The sequence below is a fragment of the Aquimarina rhabdastrellae genome, from assembly GCA_947387485.1.
GTDB lineage: Bacteria > Bacteroidota > Bacteroidia > Flavobacteriales > Flavobacteriaceae > Aquimarina.
The window spans coordinates 91,688-111,995 of record CANDNT010000006.1 but is presented as its reverse complement, the minus strand read 5'-3'; the positions used below and the strand labels follow the sequence as shown (position 1 = coordinate 111,995).

The following is a 20,308-nucleotide window of genomic DNA, read 5'->3' as shown; positions in this document are numbered from 1 at the left end:
TCATTTAGTATACATGGTTTAATCCCTTAAGTTTTTTTTAACTATCCTCCTATTTTAATTTCGATATTCTCTCCATTATTTCTACGGTTATTATATCGTTCACTCATTTCTTGTGTCTTTTTTCTCATGATTTCCTCAAACTTCTTTCCGTTGACTAATTTCCCTTTTTTAGGTTCTGTAATAGTTACTTTCTCTTTTGGGTTTAATACAATTTTCTTACACAAAATAAATTGAGATCCATCATTTACTTCTAATATTAATCCCGGTAATCCCCAATAATTTTCTGGTCCATTACTTACTGGAATTTCTGGAGTATACCATGCTGTAATAGTAATTTCTTCTTCAACTTCTTTGGGTTCTCCATCATTAGTTATCGTTAACTCTGTTCTACTTTCTTTTCTTATTGCTTTGTAACATGTATAATTTCCGATATTCTTTGTCTCATTTACTAATTCCCAATCTTCTTTTTCAAGTTTATCTTTTACTAAGAAAGTTTTTCCATAAATTTCTTTTTTGCTAGCATATCGTTTTTCGTCAATATTTTTATATAAAATACTCGAAGAACTTCCATCAACAACCATAATTTGAAAATTAGAGTTCCCTGATGGCTTATCTAATTTCTCTTCTTCTTTATAGATTGACTCTTTACTAGAAAAACTAAGTTTAAAATCTTTTTGAAATTGCTTTCTCAACATTGCTCTCATTTGTTCTTCCATTCCCTTAGCTACAGAAGTACTATCTAATTTAAAATCTAATTTTCTGCTTGTGCTATAAATTGCTGTTCCTTGAAAATTTTGAGCCAATAGACTTTGTGCTCCTATTATTATTAAAAAGATTAGTATACGTATCATTTGATTTATTTTTAATTAGTAATTCATTAATTTGATTACAAAGATGAAGACACGCTCTCTTTAAAATGGTTAATGAGTGTTAACGTCTGTTAACCGATCAAGTCTATCTCGATAAAGCACTGTATTTTTGAAACATATATTGTGAAGCGTGCCATTTATGAAGAAACAAAATCAGAAACAATCGTTATACCTAATCATTCTTGTCATCTTTATCACATTGCTGATTCAGGTATATTGGAATATTAAAAACTATCAAGCTAGCAAACAACAATTGGTCAATGAAGTTCAAATAGCTTTAGACAATGCTGTTGATCATTATTATACAGATATTGCTAAGGAACAATCCCTAACTTTTATTATGGATAATAATAGTCCTAATTTAAATATAAACATGGACAGTATTAGACCTATATTCTCTAATCACAGAGATACATTATCAAAGCATATCGCTCGTCAATTATCTTATCTTAACCGAATTACATCTTCCAAAGATTGTATAGCAATACCTTTTTCTAAAAACATGCCTCATTTTTTTAAAAAGTCACTCAATTCTTCTAATAGTCAAACTACTATAGAAATTATCAAAGATGAGGATTCACTTAGTACAGATATCAAAGAACTTGTCAATAAAACGTTTATTGCTGTTATAACTGATTCTGTTCATATTCAAAAAGTAGATACGTTAATTACTCAAGAACTTCAACGAAAAAATATAGATGTATCTTATGGTCTTTTATTTAAGCCTCTTCATCATAAAGAAAAAAAGCTTCGCCCTCAATATTTAACCTCGTCAACACTATCTACTTTATCAAAATCGGCTTATCTACCAAAAGACAGTTCGTTAAAACTATTTTTTACCAATACTACCCTAGCTATTTTAAAAAGAAACCTTGTTGGTATCTTTTTATCTACCTTATTAGTTTCTTCTATAATAGCTTGTCTTTTCTATTTACTTAAAATCATTAATTACCAAAAACAATTATCCGAAGTCAAAAATGATTTAATCAGTAATATCACTCATGAGTTTAAAACGCCTATTGCAACTATAGGTGTAGCTCTAGAAGGTATTGTAAATTTTAATCAAAATAATGATCTGCAAAAAACAAAAAAATATGTTCAAATGTCATCAGAGCAATTGGATAAACTCAATACTATGGTTGAAAAACTTCTTGAAACAGCTACACTAGATAGTGAAAATCTTGAACTCAATCTTGAAGAGCATAATATAGTAGATCTCTTAGAACTGTTATTAAAAAAACATAAAAATACAGCTGGACATAAACATCTTTCGTTTTCTAATACTCAAGATAATATCTGGAAAAAAATTGATCTTTTTCATTTTGAAAATGCCCTAAACAACATTATCGATAATGCTGTAAAATATGGTGGAGATCAGATTGATATTTCTGTTGAGCAAGTTGATGCTACAATAATCATTTCTATCATCGATAATGGTACAACATTAACATCTGCTCATAAAGAAAAGATTTTTGAAAAGTTTTATCGTATACCTAAAGGAAATACTCATGATGTAAAAGGATTTGGTATAGGTCTTTATTATACCAAAAAGATCATCGAAAAACATCAAGGAACAATAGAATTGCTATTATCTAAATCTAATACTCATTTTAAAATAACTTTGCCTAATGTCTAAAAAAATAACTGTAATACTTGCCGAAGATGAACCTGCATTGGGGCAGATTATCAAGGAAAACTTAGAAACTCGTGATTTCATTGTATATCTCGCAAAAGATGGCGAGCAGGCTATCCAGCTCTATCAAAAACATGACCCTAAACTTCTTGTTTTGGATGTTATGATGCCTAAGAAAGATGGATTTACAGTTGCCAAAGAAATTCGTTCGTCAGATGATGCTATCCCTATTATATTTTTAACTGCTAAATCCCAAACTCAAGATGTTGTTGAAGGGTTTTCTATAGGAGGTAACGATTACTTAAAAAAACCTTTTAGTATGGAAGAACTCATTGTACGTATGCATAATTTATTACATCGTACTGGCTTGCAAAAAGAAAGTGAACTCATACAAATTGGTCAATATACTTTTGATTTCCCAAAACAATTATTGGTATTTGACAACGAATCACAACCTCTTACCCATAGAGAAGCTCATTTATTATTTCATCTAACTAAAAACAAAAATCAAATTTTAGATCGTTCATTAATTCTCAAAAAACTATGGGGTGATGATGATTTTTTTAATGCAAGAAGCATGGATGTTTTTATTACAAAACTCAGAAAAAAACTAAAAAAAGATGAATCGATACAAATTATAAATGTAAGAGGTTATGGTTATAAACTAACTTATTAAATAGACTCTATATTTTTTTGTAATTTCATCCTATGGATTTTATTTCAAAATTTATCCTTTCGTCAAAAAGGATCTTAGTTCTTTTATTAACTCTTCTTTTGTCTCAAAGTTATGCACAAACAAAACTCTTTGAAAAAGAGTCAATTACTGTAGATAAAACTATAGAAGATTTTGTAGGAGTCGATACTTTTGAGAATTATTATTATATCACAAATAATGTTTTTTATAAAAAAACTCCTCAACAACAATGGCAATATTCTAACTTGCTTTTGGGTGAACTCACTCATGTATCAATTTTTAATCCATTAAAAATTATACTTTTCTATAAAGAAACTAATACTGTGGTTATTTTAGATCGTTTCTTAACAGAGATAAAAACTATAGATTTTAATGTATTAGATGATTTTAAAGCCGTTGAATTACTTGACATCTCCTTTGATCAGAACTTATGGCTTTTTAATCAAAATACACAACAATTAGAAACTTTTAATACTAGAACAAATATAACCTCATATACTACTCAACCTCTAAACGACACTCCTTCTTTTTTACTAGGAGGATTTAATTTCTCTTGGGTTATCTTACCTGAGTACCTCTATCAATTTAATAGTTATGGAAGTTTATTACAAAAAATAGTAAACGATGGTTTTCTAAAGCTACAAAACACACAAAATGGGCTTATACTCCTCAAAGCAAATGAATTGTATTATAAAGCTACAGACTCATTGGATTTTCAAAAATTAAAACTCCCAGAAATTCCAATAAAACAGTTTTATGTTACTAACGAAATCCTGTATATTTACCACAAAAGTAAGATATATCGCTTTGGACTTGAGTCCATAAAAAAATAATCAATTATGCACGTAGCTATTGCTGGAAACATTGGTGCGGGAAAGACCACACTGACTAATTTACTTGCTAAACATTACAAATGGGAACCTGAATTTGAAGATGTATTAGAGAACCCATATCTAGAGGATTTTTATAATCAAATGGAACGTTGGTCTTTTAATCTTCAAATCTATTTCTTAAATAGTCGTTTTCGTCAAGTATTGGATATACGCAAAACAGGAAAAGATATTATTCAAGACCGTACTATATATGAAGATGCACATATTTTTGCACCCAATCTTCATGCAATGGGATTGATGACCAATCGTGATTTTGAGAATTATCGATCGCTATTTGAATTAATGGAAGATGTTGTAGAGGCTCCTGATCTATTAATTTACTTACGTAGTAGTATACCTAACCTAGTTTCTCACATTCATAAACGTGGTCGTGATTATGAAAACTCGATAAGTATCGATTATTTAGGTAAATTAAATGATCGTTACGAAGCTTGGATTAAAGGATACGACAAAGGAAATTTATTAATTATTGATGTTGATAATATAAACTTTGTAGATAATCCTGAAGACTTAGGAGAAATCATCAACAAAATAGATGCTCAATTAAACGGATTGTTTTAACAATCCGTTCTTTTTTTATTTTATAATTTATCACTTATGGACTTCAACGAACTTTTTTCTTTTTTATATGATTTACAACAAAATAATAATAAAGAATGGATGGATGCTAATAGAAAGCGCTATCAATACGTTCGTAATGAGTTCATCAATTGGCTAGATCATTTAAATACTATATTAGCAGATATCGATCCAGATTATTTCTCAACTCCTGGTAAAAAAGGTATCAATAGAATTAATAATAATCTACTATTCCATCCTAATAAACCTGTTTATAAAGATCATTTTGGAGCAGGTCTGGATCAGCGTTCAAAACAAGGTGATTTTTATATTCATATAGGATTATCAGAGTGTATACTGGCTGGAGGTTATTGGAAACCCGAGAATAAAACGCTAAAAAGTATTCGAGAAGCTATTGATTATAACGGAGATGAATTAGTAAAAATCTTAAATAAAAAAAGTTTTAAAACAGCTTTCAGTGGTCTTTATGATGATGGTTCACAATTAAAATCTGCTCCAAAAGGTTTTTCAAAAGAACATGAACATATTGATTTATTACGCAATCGTACTTTTGCTGTAATGCATCCTTTACAAGAAGAAGTAATTCTATCAAAAAACTTTACAGATTATGTAATTAATATTTATAAAGAAATGCTTCCTTTTAGGCGTTATCTTAACCAAGCTGTTACGGTATAACCATCTTTTCTTTTCATTTAAACTATTATTTCTTAGAAGTTTTTGTATTTTTGTGGCTTACAAAAATATTATTTCATCATCAATCAAAAACATTATGACTACTTCTCATGGTATAATTTCCGGTATAAATTATTTTACAACATTCATCCTTTAAGTATAAACAACTACGTTTATCAATTATCAATCAATTAGTTTAGCCCTAGTGCTTCTCAATTTTTCTTATCATCAATATTATGAATACAAAAAAAATATTTTTTGCAGCTTTAGTTGCTTTTGGGATTCAATCAACTATAAATGCACAATCAACCGATCCCAATATATTAATAGGTTTATCGGGTTCTGCAAATGGAGTTAATATCAAAACTAATTGGCCTAATTACTCTGGTGGTTGGACTAGAGGTTTTAATTTATCCAATCAAGATGGTTCAGAAAAATTCATCTTATTTGGAGCAAAAGGGCAAGCTGTTAATGGTATATCATCTATAGAATATGGTTATATAGGTCGTGATCATGATGACACTTTTATGTCTTTTTTACCTAGTGGTAATGTAGGTATTGGTAGAACTAACCCTACTGCAAAGCTAGATATCTATCAAGGGGTTGAAGATTGGGCTGCTATTATTAAAAATGGGCATGGTTCTGGTAAAGGTTTAAAGATACAAAGTGCCGCTGCAAATAATACGCCTGTTTTATCTGTATTGGATAATTATAATACTACTCGTTTTCAAGTAAACTCTAATGGATATGTAGGAATAGGTACATCAGATCCAAAATCAAAGTTAGATATTTATCAACCTGAATATTCTGAAACTACTTTTAAAGCATATTCTGATTTAGCTTCTATGGAGTGGAATAATCACGTTTTATCTCTAGCTAATACCGATTCAAATTGGAATCAAGTACCATACATAGAATGGCGAAATAAAGCCGGAACAAGACAAGCATATCTTGGTTGGACAACAAATGTTTTTAGTTTAATCTTAGATAATGATTTCAATTTTGCTATTCAAAAAGGTAATGTAGGGATAGGAACTTCTGATCCTAAATCAAAATTACACGTTGAAGGTCGAGCTAGCATAGGTAAATGGGGGGTTTTACATGCAGATTGGACCAATGAAGCTAACTGGAACGGACATTCTAATAACTGGGCTGGTTATATTGGTTTCAACGCCTACAGAAATAATGATGACGAAAAAGATAAATACTTTGGAACCAATCCATATACAGCCAAAGCTGCTTTTGAAGGTTCTAATGCTGGTTTTAGATGGATGTTCCGTAAACGTATTAACAATGACTCTGAAGCACAACATACGCTAAATGAATATATGCGTTTAACAAGAGATGGGGCTTTAGCTATAGGAACAACAACTACTGGCAATCATAAACTTGCTGTTGAAGGTTCTATTGGTGCTCGCAAAATTAAAGTTGAAATAGGAACTTGGTCAGATTTTGTTTTCGAGAAAGAATACAAGCTCCCTACACTAGAAGAAGTTGAAAATCATATTGCTGAAAAAGGACATCTTAAAGATATTCCTAGTGCTACTGAAGTTAAACAAAATGGTATTTTCTTAGGTGAAATGGATTCCAAATTACTTCAAAAGATTGAAGAATTGACACTTTATACCATTGCTCAACAAAAAGAAATTCAACAATTAAAAGAAGAAAACAATCAACTTAAATTATTATTCAAGGAAATCGAAAACATAAAGTCACAAATCAATAAAATAAAAAAGCATTAATTCATTTTATCAATACTATATATGAATACAAAAAAAATATTTTTTGCAGCTTTAGTTGCCTTTGGAATTCAATCAAATATAAACGCACAATCAACTGATCCTAATGTTCTTTTAGGTTTAAATGATCCTGCGTATGGTGTACAGATACGTACAAATTGGCCTGGAGGTACTTCAGGTTGGGCTAGAGGTTTTTCTATTGTAAATCAAGATGCTTCAGAGCGCTTTATTACATTAGGTGCCAGAGGTCAGGTAGATAATGGTATTTCTTCATTACATTACAGTTGGATTGGTCGTGACCATGACGATACTTTTATGGCTTTTTTACCTAATGGTTATATTGGTATTGGTAGAACTAACCCTACGGCAAAGCTTGATATTTATCAGGGATCTGAAGATTGGGCTGCTATTATCAAAAATGGACATGGTTCTGGTAAAGGTTTAAAAATACAAAGCGCCGCTGCTAATAACACCCCTGTTTTATCTGTATTAGATAATTATAATACTACTCGCTTTCAAGTTAATTCTAACGGTAATATAGGAGTAGGAACTTCTGATCCAAAATCAAAATTACATGTTGAAGGAAAGGGTAGTTTTGGGTACAGTGGAGTTATGCATATTGATTGGACCAACGAAGCAAACTGGAATGGTAGTTCTAATAAATGGTCTGGTTATCTTGGTTTTAACGCCTACAGAAATAATGATGATGTAAAAGATACCTATTATGGAACCAATCCGTTTACTGACAAAGCTGCCTTTGAAGGTTCTAATTATGGTTTTAGATGGATGTTTAGAAAAACTAATAATAGAGATTCAGAAGCGCAACATACACTTAATGAATATATGCGTTTAACAAGAGATGGATCTTTAGCGATAGGTACTGATAATCCTGGAGTACACAAACTCGCTATTGCAGGTGATGTATCTGTAGGTGCAACAGGAAATGCATCTCTATTTGCTAGACATATTAATGGTAAAAAATCAAATAGCTTTGATGCAGAGAACTTATATATTAATTACGGTACAGGTCACGACGTATTTATAGGAAGCGATACTACTAGTGGTTCTGATTTATTTGTTACTAATGGTAATATAGGAATAGGTACTCATGATACAAGGGGATACTTATTAGCTGTTGCAGGAAAAGCAGTTGCTGAAGAAGTTAACATAATGTTACAAAGTAACTGGCCTGATTTTGTCTTCGAGAAAGAATATAACCTTCCTACACTAGCAGAGGTTGAAAATCATATTACTGAAAAAGGTCACCTTAAAGATATTCCTAGTGCAGCTGAAGTTGAACAAAATGGTATTTTCTTAGGCGAAATGGATTCCAAATTACTTCAAAAGATTGAAGAATTGACCCTTTATACCATTGCTCAAGAAAAAAAGATCAAAGCATTAGAAACTCAAAATACACGTATAGAACAGCTTGAAAAAGAAAATGCTGAATTAAAAAAACTTTTTATTCAGTTTAAGGATTTACAATCTCAAGTTGATGCTTTGAAAAAATAATAATTAATTACACTATTATAATATCAAAAGCCTGTAATATTACATTACAGGCTTTTTTAATGTTTCTTCTATATATTCCATAATACAGTTTGTTGCTCCTGTATTACTATTAATAAAGTGTCCAGAAATCATTCCTGTTTGTGCTCTAAATGTTTTATTCTGAACTAACTTGCTCATTATTTGACTAAATTCTTCTGCTGTAGTTACAGCAAATAATCCTGCTAGTTTTTGTAATTGCTTTGCTTCTCTAAAATTATCAAAATTCTTTCCTATAATTACTGGAACCCCAAAAGTTGCTGGTTCTAATATATTATGTAATCCAGATGTTCCCATTCCACCTCCTACATATGCTATATCTGCATAACTATAAATTCGTGATAAATAACCTATAGTATTCGCTATAAATACTTGATACGTATTTAATTCGTGTCCTTCTTTTTCTGAATATAAGATAGTCTTCTTTTCTAGTTTCTTTACTAAAGATTGAACTCCTTGGCTCTTTATTTCATGAGGTGCTATTATAAAACATATATTATCGGGAGCTGTATTAATATAGTTTATAAAAACATTTTCGTCTTCTGGCCAGGAACTTCCTATCACTATACATAAACGCTTATCAACAAATTGAGTGATAAAATCAACTTCGTTATCCATTTCGATTTGATGAGATACACGATCAAAACGTGTGTCACCACTTAATGTCACATTAGAAAAATTAATTGTTTCCAATAATTCTTTTGAGATTTGATCTTGTACAAAGAAATGTTTTACAGAACGTAATGTATTTCGCATAAAACCTCCATACCCTTTAAAAAAAGCTTGATCTTTTCTAAATGCAGCTGATACTATTATTGAAGGGATTCCTTCTTTTGACAACGTTTTTAAATAGTTAGGCCAAAATTCATATTTTACAAAAACGGCCATTTGAGGCTTTACTAAAGCTATAAATCGATTAGCATTATTTACTGTATCTATAGGAAGATAGACTATAATATCTGCTAATTTGCTATTTTTCTTTACCTCGTATCCTGATGGTGAAAAAAATGTTACCAATATTTTATATTCAGGATATTCTGTTTTTATCTTTTCCATGACAGGCACTCCCTGTTCGTACTCTCCTAGAGAAGCACAATGAAACCATATGACTTTATCATCTTTGGTAATTTTTGCTTCTAATGTTTCAAATACTACTTTTCTACCTTCAACAAAAAGTTTCAACTTAGAACTTAATAGACCTATAAGAGGTAATGTCCCTTGAAAAATGGAAATAAATATATTATATAAAAAATGCACGTTTTCTTTTTTTGGTTTTACAAAAATAGAATAGTTCTATATGTCACCCTATTATTTAATCTAAAAAAAACCGCTAATACAAATGCATTAGCGGTTAAATATCTATTATAAATAGAATAATTTACATTCTATTTTTTATTTCTTTTTGTTGAGCATCTATTACTGCGACAGCAGCCATATTAATCATTTCTTCTACACTAGCTCCTAATTGAATAATATGTACTGGTTTACTCATTCCCATCATAATTGGTCCTACAGATTCAGAATGATTTAATTCTTTCAGTAATTTATAAGTACTATTAGCCGAATCTAGATTTGGAAATACCAATGTATTCACTTTTTCTCCTGTAAGTTTAGAGAATGGGAATTTATCTGTACGCATCTCGTTATTTAAAGCGAAATCTGTTTGCAATTCTCCATCTACAATAAGATCTGGATAATATCTATGTAAATACGATACTGCGTCTCTTACTTTTTGTGCATTTGGATGTTTTGATGATCCAAAATTAGCATAAGAAGTCATTGCTATTACTGGTTTAACACCAAACATTTCTACCGTGCGTGCCGTCATTTGCGCAATCTTAGCCAATTCTTTTGAAGAAGGATCTATATTAATCGACGTATCACTTAAAAATAATGGTCCACGCTCAGTCATCATAACATTCATTGTTGCTATACGAGTTGCTCCTTTGGCTAGACCAATTAAATCTAACATAGGTTTAACCACTGTAGGATAACTACGAGAATACCCAGATAACAACGCATCTGCATCTCCTCCATTAACCATCATAGCTGCAAAATAATTACGCTCACGCATTAATTTTTGGGCATCGTATAAGGTAATTCCTTTACGCTTATTCTTTTCCCAATACAATTCTGCATATCTCGTTCTATGTTCTTTTTCCTCATCAGATTTAGGATCGATAATAGTAACTCCTTCTGCATCAAAATCAATTTCTTGCATCAGCTCCAAAATCACATCTCTACGACCTAATAATATTGGATATCCTATTTTTTCTTCATGAACTACTTGAGCTGCTTTTAGGACATTTAGGTGATCTGCTTCAGCAAAAATAACACGTTTAGGGTTTGTTTTAGCGCGATCAAACAACAAACGAACTAATTTGTTATCGTTCCCCATACGACTCATTAACTGCTCTGTATACTTATCCCAATCTTTTATAGGTTCTGTAGCTACTCCAGATTCCATTGCAGCTTTTGCAACAGCTACAGGTATGGTATGAATTAATCTAGGATCAAAAGGCTTAGGTATGATATAATCACGTCCAAAGTTTAATCGTGTTTCTCCATAAGCTATATTTACTTGCTCTGGTACAGGTGCTTTTGTTAAAGCTGCCAATGCCTCTACTGCTGCCATTTTCATTTCTTCGTTGATTGCAGTAGCTCTTACATCTAAAGCTCCTCTAAAAATAAATGGAAACCCTAAAACATTATTAACCTGATTAGGATGATCACTACGTCCTGTAGCCATAATGATATCTTCTCTTGTCTTAATTGCTATATCATATGCTATTTCTGGATCTGGATTTGCCATCGCAAATACGATAGGATTATCTGCCATAGTTAATAGCATCTCTGGAGACACTAGATTGGCCATAGATAATCCCACAAATACATCTGCATCTTTCATGGCATCGGCCAAAGTATGCAAATCTCTATCTGTAGCAAATTCAGCTTTTTGAGATGTTAAGTGTTCTCTATCTGTACGAATAACACCTTTACTATCTGTCATTACTATATTCTCTGCTTTAGCGCCAAAAGCTTTATATAGTCGTGTACATGAAACTGCAGCTGCTCCTGCTCCACTTACTACAATCTTTACCTCTTCAAGCTTCTTATCTGCTAATTCACATGCATTCAACAAAGCAGCGGCAGAAATAATTGCTGTACCATGTTGATCATCGTGCATTACCGGAATATCCAACTCTTCTTTTAATCGTCTTTCTATTTCAAAAGCTTCAGGAGCTTTGATATCTTCAAGATTGATCCCTCCAAAAGTTGGTGCAATATTTTTAACTGTTTCTATAAAAGCATCAACATCTTTGGTATCTACTTCTATATCAAAAACATCAATATCTGCAAAGATTTTAAATAGCAACCCTTTTCCTTCCATCACTGGTTTTGAAGCTTCTGGACCGATATCTCCTAAACCTAAAACAGCTGTTCCGTTTGAGATTACAGCTACTAGATTTCCTTTTGCAGTATATTTATAAACATTTGATGTTTTCTTTTCTATCTCTAGACAAGGTTCTGCAACTCCAGGTGAATACGCTAGAGAAAGGTCTCTCTGTGTTGCATATTTTTTTGTAGGCACTACCTTTATTTTTCCTGGGGTAGGTTTTGCATGGTATACTAGTGCCTCTCTTCTTTTACTCTCTTTATTCATATCGATACGATTACATTCAAATAGAACATATTCTATTTGAGTCATATGAGCTTACAAATTTAAGAGGTTAAGGGAAATAGGAAAATTTTACGCCTATTTCTTTTTCGACTTTTATTTTAAAAATTTGTTAATCAGATAAAAACGAAATATTTCTAGTCAGTCCGCTAAACTTTGTTCGCTTAACAGCTGACTTTTTAAATACCTTACTAAAAACTTCTTGAGTAATCTCTTCCCAATCTTTTTTAGTCATTGTTAATAGTTCTGGATGAGGGTCAAATAATGGTTCACTATGCGCTTTTGAAAATCGATTCCAAGGGCATACATCTTGACATACATCACATCCAAACATCCAATTATCAAAACTTCCTTTATTACTCAACGGAATCTCATCTTTGAGTTCTATAGTAAAATAAGAAATACATTTACTTCCGTCTACTACATATGGTGCTACTATAGCTTCAGTGGGACATGCATCAATACAAGCCGTACATGTACCACAATGATCTGTAACTGGTGTATCATAACTCAAATCTAAATCGATAATCAACTCTGCTATAAAATAAAACGAACCTACTTTTTGAGTTAATAAATTACTATTCTTTCCTATCCATCCTAATCCACTACGTTTAGCCCATGCTTTGTCTAGTACTGGTGCTGAGTCAACAAATGCTCTACCACCTACCTCTCCTATTTCTTCATTGATAAACTCTAATAAGGTCTTGAGCTTTGCTTTGATAACGTGATGGTAATCCTGCCCATATGCATATTTTGATATCTTAGGTGCTTCTGGGTCTTCTTGTTTTGCCGTGGGATAGTAATTATATAAAAGTGAGACTACACTTTTTGCTCCATCTACTAATAATCGAGGATCTAAACGCTTTTCAAAGTGATTCTCCATATACTGCATTTTGCCATGTCGATTTTCATTGAGCCACTTTTCTAATCGTGGTGCTTCTTCTTCCAAAAAATCCGCTTGACTGATACCACATGACAAAAAACCGAGGCGTTTTGCTTCGGTTTTGATCATTTGTGTATATGTTTCTTTAGTATTCATCTATCTCTTCACTTCCTTACTTTGCATAGCAACCTAACGGATTTAGGGCCTAAAGTAATCAAAGGTTCTACCTCTATTTGACTAGGCAAAGATACAATTTCATATTGCTTTACCAATTCGGCAATGGTTATCATCATTTCGTACATAGCAAAGTTATTACCTATACACATGCGTGGCCCTGCCCCAAAAGGAAAATAATATTCACTATTCTGCTTCTTGTCTGATACATTGAATCTTTCTGGGTCAAATTGATTTGCTTGTTCCCAGTATTCTTCATGTCGATGGATTTCATAAAAAGAAATCAATAGATTAGTCCCTTTAGGAACTTGTATCCCTTTATATTCATCATCTTCTATACAAAGACGATCTGTAAAATACGCTGGTGGATATAAACGTAATGTTTCTTCTATACTTTTTTTAATGTAATTGTATCCTTTAAGTTGTTCAAAAGCAGAAGATGTATCTTTTACAGCCAGTGCTTCTTCATAGCATTTTTGTTGTACTTCTGGATGTAATCCTAAAAGCATTAACATAAAAGATAGCGCATTAGAGGTTGTTTCGTGCCCAGCTATAAAGAAAACTAATATTTCATCTATCAGTTGCTCCTGACTCATTTTACTACCATCTTCATATCTTGCATTAAGCAGCATATCTAATAAATCGTGTTTTTCTTCTGCTTCAGATATCCTACGATCTATTACGTCTTGAATGATTTTCTTTGCATCTATCATCAAGTCTAAATGTTTTTTAACATCTCCTCTTATCGAAAACAACCATTTTTTATAAGGCTGACGAATTTCTTTGATCAACATTTTTTGAACAACAGCAGTTATTTCTTGTAATCGTCGCATTTCGTTCTGAAGATCTGTAGTGCTAAACAACGCTTTGGCTACAACCTGAAAAGCAAGATCATTCATAATTTCATATAAATCTTGTTCTTTGTTAGGTTGAATTCGTTCTAATTGTTCTAAAACTGTTCCCTTTATCGTATCGGTTAGTATTTCTAACTTCTTTTTATGAAATGCTGGTTGTATAAGTCTTCTTTGTTTTAACCAACTATTACCATTGATGGTTAACAATCCTTTTCCTAGGTATTTTCCTAAGTCTTTGGTTTGTAATTCTGATTTGAAATATTTTTTATGTTGTTTCTGAAGAACATGCTTAGCAAATTCAGCATCTCTTGTAATTAATACTTCTTTACCAAATCCTAATTGAATTCTAAAGGTATCTCCAAAACGTTTAAAGTTTCCTTCGTGGAATGGTAAAGGGTTTTTAAGGATTTGTTTGGCGTTTTTTAAAACTTTAAAAAAGGATACAGCAGGAAGTTTGTTTGTTTTCATATACTGTTTTACAATACTAGTTTATAAAATCCAGATATATTTTAGTTGTTTCTTTTAAAACTTCAAAAAAATTAATTCTAACATCATTTTCATTAATACTTTCATCGTTATCTTTTCTTTTTATTGAAGAAAAAGTTGCACTTTTTAAATAATTAGAGGTAGTTAAATCACATTCAAAAACATAATCTTTATATTCTAATTCAATCGAACTGTCTAATTTATTATTAAAATTATCATGCTTGCTAAGAAACAATAAATCACATATTTTATCTAAGTTATTTTGATCATTATAATCTCCTTCAACTATATTGTTTAAATCACTCATTTTTTCTAAAACATTCATTAATTCATATTCATTTTCAAAAAATGATATAAGAAAAAAGATGAGATATTCTGCATTACAATTATAAGAACCAAGTATTGTCTTTTTATATCTTTTTATCTTTGCATTATGTTTTAAATTAGACAAACGATTAAAATTCAATTCCTTATTAAACTTTATAAGATCTCTAAATACAATAAAATTATTTTCTATCAACTTTTCTATAACATAACGTATATATCCTCCTGTTATATTATTCAATGAAAAATCACTAAAAGTATTAACGTTAATACTATCAAAGTATCTATGTATTGATTCGTTAATCAATTTACTTACATCATGCCAATAAATATTGTCATAAAACTTATTAATATATCCTTTAAAATCAGTACCAAAACCATATTTATGCCAAAAAATATTTCTTAGATTATTGTAATCACCAACTAAAATTATCTTATCGAAATCAAATTTATTATCATTTTCTTTTCCTAAGAAATCAAAATTTGACGAAAAAACATTCAAAATCCTAAAAATATGTTCTGGGTCTAATCGATCTAAATCATCAACTACTAAAACTATTTCTTTCTTTTTAGTTTTTAAAGTATTAATTAATGCTCTAATAAGTTCTGTATAAAAGTCCTCTTCATAAATATGACCTCTTTGTTTACTAACATCTAAAAAACTTTCTACTTCAAATTTTTCATCAACCTGAAATTGTTTGTGATACTCTAAAAACCCATTTTTAAGCTTTATAAGTTTATCTGAACACTTTTCTATTATATTTCCAAAACCATGAACTACATTCAAAAAAGGAGTAAAAAATGATAGTTTATCGTCAATATTTTTATCACTTAAAATATAATACCAAAGCGTTATTTCATAAGGAATTTCTAATTTTTCAAAATCCTCATCACTTACTTCAACTAATAGATGAATTAAAATATCATACTTGATTAACTCCAGAATATCTTTATTATTAACTATAGAATAATTAACAGGAAAAAGATGAATCTTTTTATAAGCATCATTATTAAAAAAGAAATCATTTAAAAAAGTGGTTTTACCACTACCAAAAACTCCAGAAAAAAATACTTTATTACTACTTTCTAAAATATTATTAAATTCAGAATCAGGTATCTCAATTTTTTCAAGTTTAGATTCAATCATAGCTGTTTTTTAAAACAAACCTCCTTGAATTCCTCCTTTGGTTCTACCAAGGTGTTTATAAGCTAATTCTGTTACTTCTCTTCCTCTTGGAGTTCTTAAAATAAATCCTTGTTGAATTAAAAAAGGTTCATAAACTTCTTCGATAGTTTCGGCACTTTCACTTACAGCAGTCGCTATTGTGGTTAATCCTACAGGACCGCCTTTAAATTTATCAATAATGGTAAGTAATATCTTATTATCCATTTCATCAAGACCATGTGCATCCACATTAAGTGCTTTTAGCGCGAATTTTGCGATTTCTATATCTATCTTACCATTACCTTTAATTTGTGCAAAATCACGTACTCTACGCAATAATGCATTAGCTATACGAGGTGTTCCTCTACTTCTCCCAGCAATCTCAATAGCTGCTTCCATAGAAATAGGAACTCTCAAGATATGTGCACTACGTTGTACAATTGTAGCAAGTAATTCTGTAGTATAATATTGTAATCGACACTGTATTCCAAAACGAGCTCTCATAGGTGCTGTTAGTAACCCTGATCTTGTGGTTGCTCCTACTAATGTAAACGGATTAAGATTGATTTGAACCGTACGGGCATTAGGACCGCTTTCTATCATGATATCAATCTTGTAATCTTCCATAGCAGAATACAGATATTCTTCTACTATAGGGCTTAAACGGTGAATCTCATCAATAAATAAGATATCTCTATCATCTAAGTTTGTCAATAATCCCGCTAAGTCACCAGGTTTATCCAAAACTGGCCCAGAAGTGATTTTAATCCCTACTCCCAATTCATTTGCCAAAATATTAGCCAATGTAGTTTTACCTAAACCTGGAGGTCCATGAAATAAGGTATGATCCAAAGCCTCTTCTCTAAGATTTGCAGCTTGTACAAACACTTTTAGGTTTTCTAACACTTGGTCTTGTCCAGAGAAATCCTCAAAAGCAAGAGGTCTTAAAGCTCTTTCTATATCGAGTTCTTCTCTAGAAAAATTGTCATTTGTAGGATCTAAATTTTCATTCATAAGTAATATCACTTTCCTAGTTATAACTAGTTTTAAAAGGCTTCATGGCTTTTATAATATTATTTACAATTCACCTTAAAGCAAAGATAGCAGAAAAAAGAAAGCCTTTTCAAATGATTTGAAAAGGCTTTCTTTTAATTTATATAAGATACATCTTAGTGATGTAATTCTTCTTCATTTTCTTGTAATGGTATTGTTTGTGGAGCATAATCTTGCCCTGGAATCACATACTCACCATCTTCTCTAGTTTTACTATAATCATAAGCCCATCTGTGAACTTCTGGAATTTCTCCTGGCCAGTTTCCGTGAATATGCTCAACTGGAGTTGTCCATTCTAGAGTATTAGATTTCCATGGGTTTTGCTCAGCTTTCTTTCCGTAGAAAATTGAATGGATAAAGTTATAGATAAATACTAACTGTACTAATGCTGTCATGATTGCAAACATAGTAATCAATACGTTTGTATCTTGTAAATCATCGAAATATGGGAAGTTAGTATTGTTATAATAACGACGTGGTAATCCTGCCATACCTACAAAGTGCATTGGGAAGAATACTCCATAAGCACCGATAGCAGTAAACCAGAAGTGAATATAACCTAACTTCTTGTTCATCATTTTACCATACATCTTAGGGAACCAATGATAAACTCCTGCAAATAATCCATATAATGCAGATATACCCATTACTAAGTGGAAGTGAGCTACTACAAAATAAGTATCATGTACGTTAATATCTAATGTACTATCTCCTAAGATAATTCCAGTTAAACCACCAGTAATGAAAGTAGACACTAATCCAATAGAGAATAGCATTGCTGGGTTAAACTGTAAGTTACCTTTCCATAGTGTAGTAATATAGTTAAATGCTTTTACTGCAGATGGAATCGCAATTAATAATGTTGTAAATGTAAATACAGATCCTAAGAATGGATTCATTCCTGATACGAACATATGGTGACCCCATACAATCGTCGATAAGAATGCGATTGCTAAAATCGAAGCAATCATCGCACGATAACCAAAAATAGGTTTACGAGCATTTGTTGCTATAATCTCAGATGTTATTCCTAATGCAGGTAATAATACAATATATACCTCTGGGTGACCTAAGAACCAAAATAAATGCTCAAATAATACTGGAGATCCACCTTGATTGTGTAATACTTCTCCTGAAATATAGATATCACTTAAGAAGAATGATGTTCCAAAACTTCTATCCATGATTAATAATAATGCAGCAGATAATAAAACAGGGAATGATACGATACCAATGATAGCAGTTACAAAGAATGCCCAAATAGTTAATGGCATACGAGTCATTGACATTCCTTTTGTTCTTAAGTTCAATACTGTAACAACATAGTTAAGAGAACCTAATAAAGAAGATGCGATGAAAATAGCCATAGATACTAACCATAAAGTCATACCTGCTCCTGATCCTCCCATTGCTTGTGGTAAAGCACTTAATGGAGGGTAAATTGTCCATCCTGCAGCAGCTGGTCCAGCCTCAACAAAAAGAGACATTACCATAATAACACTACTTAAGAAGAACAACCAGTAAGAAACCATGTTCATAAATCCTGAAGCCATATCTCGTGCTCCAATTTGTAATGGAATTAAAAGGTTACTAAATGTACCACTTAATCCCGCTGTAAGTACGAAAAATACCATTATCGTACCATGTATAGTTACTAAAGCCAAATAAGCATTAGGATCCATCACTCCGTCTGGAGCCCATTTTCCTAAGAATATTTCAAAAATTGTGAAAGATTCATCTGGCCAAGCTAATTGAATTCTAAAAAGAATTGACATTAGGATACCAATTGTACCCATAATAAGACCTGTAATTAAGTATTGCTTAGCGATCATCTTATGATCAATACTAAAGATATACTTAGTTATAAATGTCTCTTTATGGTGATGCTCATGTTCGTGAGCGTGATCATCTGCGTGTACTGCTGTTGCTGACATTTGGTATTGTTTATTTAATATTTTACTATTATTTCTTAATTTGAAGCGATTAGTTTGCTGCTTGAGCAGAAATTACTTCTTTAAAAGTTTTTTGCTTTTTTAACCATGCGTTGTAATCTTCTTCAGATTCTACAACTATTTTCATTTGCATGTTATAGTGAGAAGCTCCACAAATTTTGTTACACAATAAATAGTAATCAAAAGTATATGGTTCTAATGGCTCATCACCTTTAGCAACTAATTCTTTACTCTTCTCTTTTCTGATTTCATTAATTGTTTGAACTTTTTCAACCATGTAATCAGATTGACGCATTTCTTCAGTAGTCAATATTGGAGTATATGCAAACTCAGTAATCATACCTGGAACAACATTCATTTGTGCTCTAAAGTGAGGCATGTATGCTGAGTGTAATACATCTTGAGATCTCATTTTGAAAATTACTTTTCTACCTACAGGTAAATGTAATTCATTTGCGATAACATCATCCATTGCATATGGATCTGAAGCATCAACACCAATAGTATTTACTCCTTGAATAAAACGAACGTTAGCTTTTCCTAACTCGCTATCTTTACCTGCATAACGAGCTTCCCAAGCAAATTGCTTAGCATATAATTCAACTATAACTGGATCACCTTCATTCTCATCGATATTCATAATATCAGTCCAAGTGAATAATCCATAAATAATTAATCCTGCTAAAACAATAACTGGAATAATAGTCCAAATAAATTCTAATTTATCATTATCTGCATAGAATAATGCTTTTCTGTCTTTATTACCTCTGTATTTGTAAGCAAAAAAGTGTAATAAAACTTGAGTAATTAATTGAACAATCATAATTAATACTACAGAAATCATCATCAATCTATCGTATTCGATACCATGCTCTGATGCAGTTTCTGGTAAGAAATATGATCTATATTGTATAAAGCAATATCCCATTAATACATATAAGAAGGCAACAAAGGCTAGCATTATTTTACCTTGCATGTTGTTATCCTCATCATTTGCTATTTGAGAATCAGGTATTCCAACTCCTTGAGATAAGTTTACAATTTTTGACATTTGCCAAATTGTTATCCCAAAAAGTGCTATTACTATTATGGTTAGAAATACAGTCATTTT

At 31.3% G+C, this 20,308-nt stretch carries 16 protein-coding genes; 7 read left to right on the top strand and 9 right to left on the bottom strand.

What is annotated here, in order from left to right; genetic code table 11:
- Window positions 1-41: 41 nt before the first annotated feature.
- Entirely contained in the window at window positions 42-851 is an 810-nt protein-coding gene (locus tag ACYEKI_RS11365; protein WP_459211308.1) for a GLPGLI family protein, read from the bottom strand.
- 157 nt (window positions 852-1,008) lie between these two features.
- On the opposite strand from ACYEKI_RS11365, the gene ACYEKI_RS11360 reads away from it, so the two are divergent.
- The 7 genes from ACYEKI_RS11360 (at window position 1,009) to ACYEKI_RS11330 (ending at window position 8,591) form a co-directional block, all read left to right on the top strand.
- Window positions 1,009-2,505: a sensor histidine kinase gene (locus ACYEKI_RS11360; RefSeq protein ID WP_459211307.1), complete on the top strand. Its 1,497-nt coding sequence runs from the start codon at window positions 1,009-1,011 to the stop codon at window positions 2,503-2,505.
- Entirely contained in the window at window positions 2,498-3,178 is a 681-nt protein-coding gene (locus tag ACYEKI_RS11355; RefSeq protein WP_459211306.1) for a response regulator transcription factor, read from the top strand. The genes ACYEKI_RS11360 and ACYEKI_RS11355 overlap by 8 nt, the downstream gene beginning before the upstream one ends.
- Window positions 3,179-3,276: 98 nt before the next feature.
- Entirely contained in the window at window positions 3,277-4,029 is a 753-nt protein-coding gene (locus tag ACYEKI_RS11350) for a hypothetical protein (protein WP_459211305.1), read from the top strand.
- A 6-nt stretch (window positions 4,030-4,035) separates the two neighbouring features.
- Complete coding sequence (locus tag ACYEKI_RS11345; RefSeq protein ID WP_459211304.1) at window positions 4,036-4,650, top strand: deoxynucleoside kinase; 615 nt, start codon at window positions 4,036-4,038, stop codon at window positions 4,648-4,650.
- Window positions 4,651-4,686: 36 nt separating this feature from the next.
- Window positions 4,687-5,343, top strand: coding sequence for a DUF2461 domain-containing protein (locus tag ACYEKI_RS11340; protein ID WP_459211303.1), 657 nt, complete (start codon window positions 4,687-4,689; stop codon window positions 5,341-5,343).
- 233 nt (window positions 5,344-5,576) lie between these two features.
- Window positions 5,577-7,082 (top strand): hypothetical protein, encoded by a 1,506-nt coding sequence (locus ACYEKI_RS11335; RefSeq protein ID WP_459211302.1) that lies wholly within the window; start codon window positions 5,577-5,579, stop codon window positions 7,080-7,082.
- Between the two features lie 21 nt (window positions 7,083-7,103).
- Window positions 7,104-8,591: a prefoldin domain-containing protein gene (locus ACYEKI_RS11330; protein ID WP_459211301.1), complete on the top strand. Its 1,488-nt coding sequence runs from the start codon at window positions 7,104-7,106 to the stop codon at window positions 8,589-8,591.
- A gap of 39 nt (window positions 8,592-8,630) precedes the next feature.
- On the opposite strand, the gene ACYEKI_RS11325 is transcribed toward ACYEKI_RS11330, so the two are convergent.
- The 8 genes from ACYEKI_RS11325 to ACYEKI_RS11290 all read right to left on the bottom strand — a co-directional run bounded on the left by ACYEKI_RS11325 (window position 8,631) and on the right by ACYEKI_RS11290 (window position 20,305).
- Window positions 8,631-9,884, bottom strand: coding sequence for a 3-deoxy-D-manno-octulosonic acid transferase (locus ACYEKI_RS11325; protein ID WP_459211300.1), 1,254 nt, complete (start codon window positions 9,882-9,884; stop codon window positions 8,631-8,633).
- Between the two features lie 121 nt (window positions 9,885-10,005).
- Window positions 10,006-12,291 carry an NADP-dependent malic enzyme gene (locus ACYEKI_RS11320; protein ID WP_459211410.1) on the bottom strand — a complete coding sequence of 762 codons (2,286 nt, stop codon included), beginning with the start codon at window positions 12,289-12,291 and terminating at the stop codon, window positions 10,006-10,008.
- A gap of 127 nt (window positions 12,292-12,418) precedes the next feature.
- Window positions 12,419-13,345: a tRNA epoxyqueuosine(34) reductase QueG gene (gene queG, locus ACYEKI_RS11315; protein WP_459211299.1), complete on the bottom strand. Its 927-nt coding sequence runs from the start codon at window positions 13,343-13,345 to the stop codon at window positions 12,419-12,421.
- A gap of 8 nt (window positions 13,346-13,353) precedes the next feature.
- Window positions 13,354-14,685, bottom strand: a complete 1,332-nt coding sequence (locus ACYEKI_RS11310; RefSeq protein WP_459211298.1) for a cytochrome P450 — start codon at window positions 14,683-14,685, stop codon at window positions 13,354-13,356.
- A gap of 16 nt (window positions 14,686-14,701) precedes the next feature.
- The gene (locus ACYEKI_RS11305; protein ID WP_459211297.1) at window positions 14,702-16,174 is read right to left on the bottom strand and encodes a P-loop NTPase fold protein; all 1,473 of its coding nucleotides are present in this window, start codon (window positions 16,172-16,174) and stop codon (window positions 14,702-14,704) included.
- A gap of 9 nt (window positions 16,175-16,183) precedes the next feature.
- On the bottom strand, window positions 16,184-17,206 hold the full coding sequence (gene ruvB / locus ACYEKI_RS11300) for a Holliday junction branch migration DNA helicase RuvB (RefSeq protein WP_459211296.1): 1,023 nt from the start codon (window positions 17,204-17,206) through the stop codon (window positions 16,184-16,186).
- A gap of 155 nt (window positions 17,207-17,361) precedes the next feature.
- Window positions 17,362-19,179 (bottom strand): cytochrome c oxidase subunit I, encoded by a 1,818-nt coding sequence (locus ACYEKI_RS11295; RefSeq protein WP_459211295.1) that lies wholly within the window; start codon window positions 19,177-19,179, stop codon window positions 17,362-17,364.
- A gap of 49 nt (window positions 19,180-19,228) precedes the next feature.
- On the bottom strand, window positions 19,229-20,305 hold the full coding sequence (locus tag ACYEKI_RS11290) for a cytochrome c oxidase subunit II (RefSeq protein ID WP_459211294.1): 1,077 nt from the start codon (window positions 20,303-20,305) through the stop codon (window positions 19,229-19,231).
- Window positions 20,306-20,308: the final 3 nt, after the last annotated feature.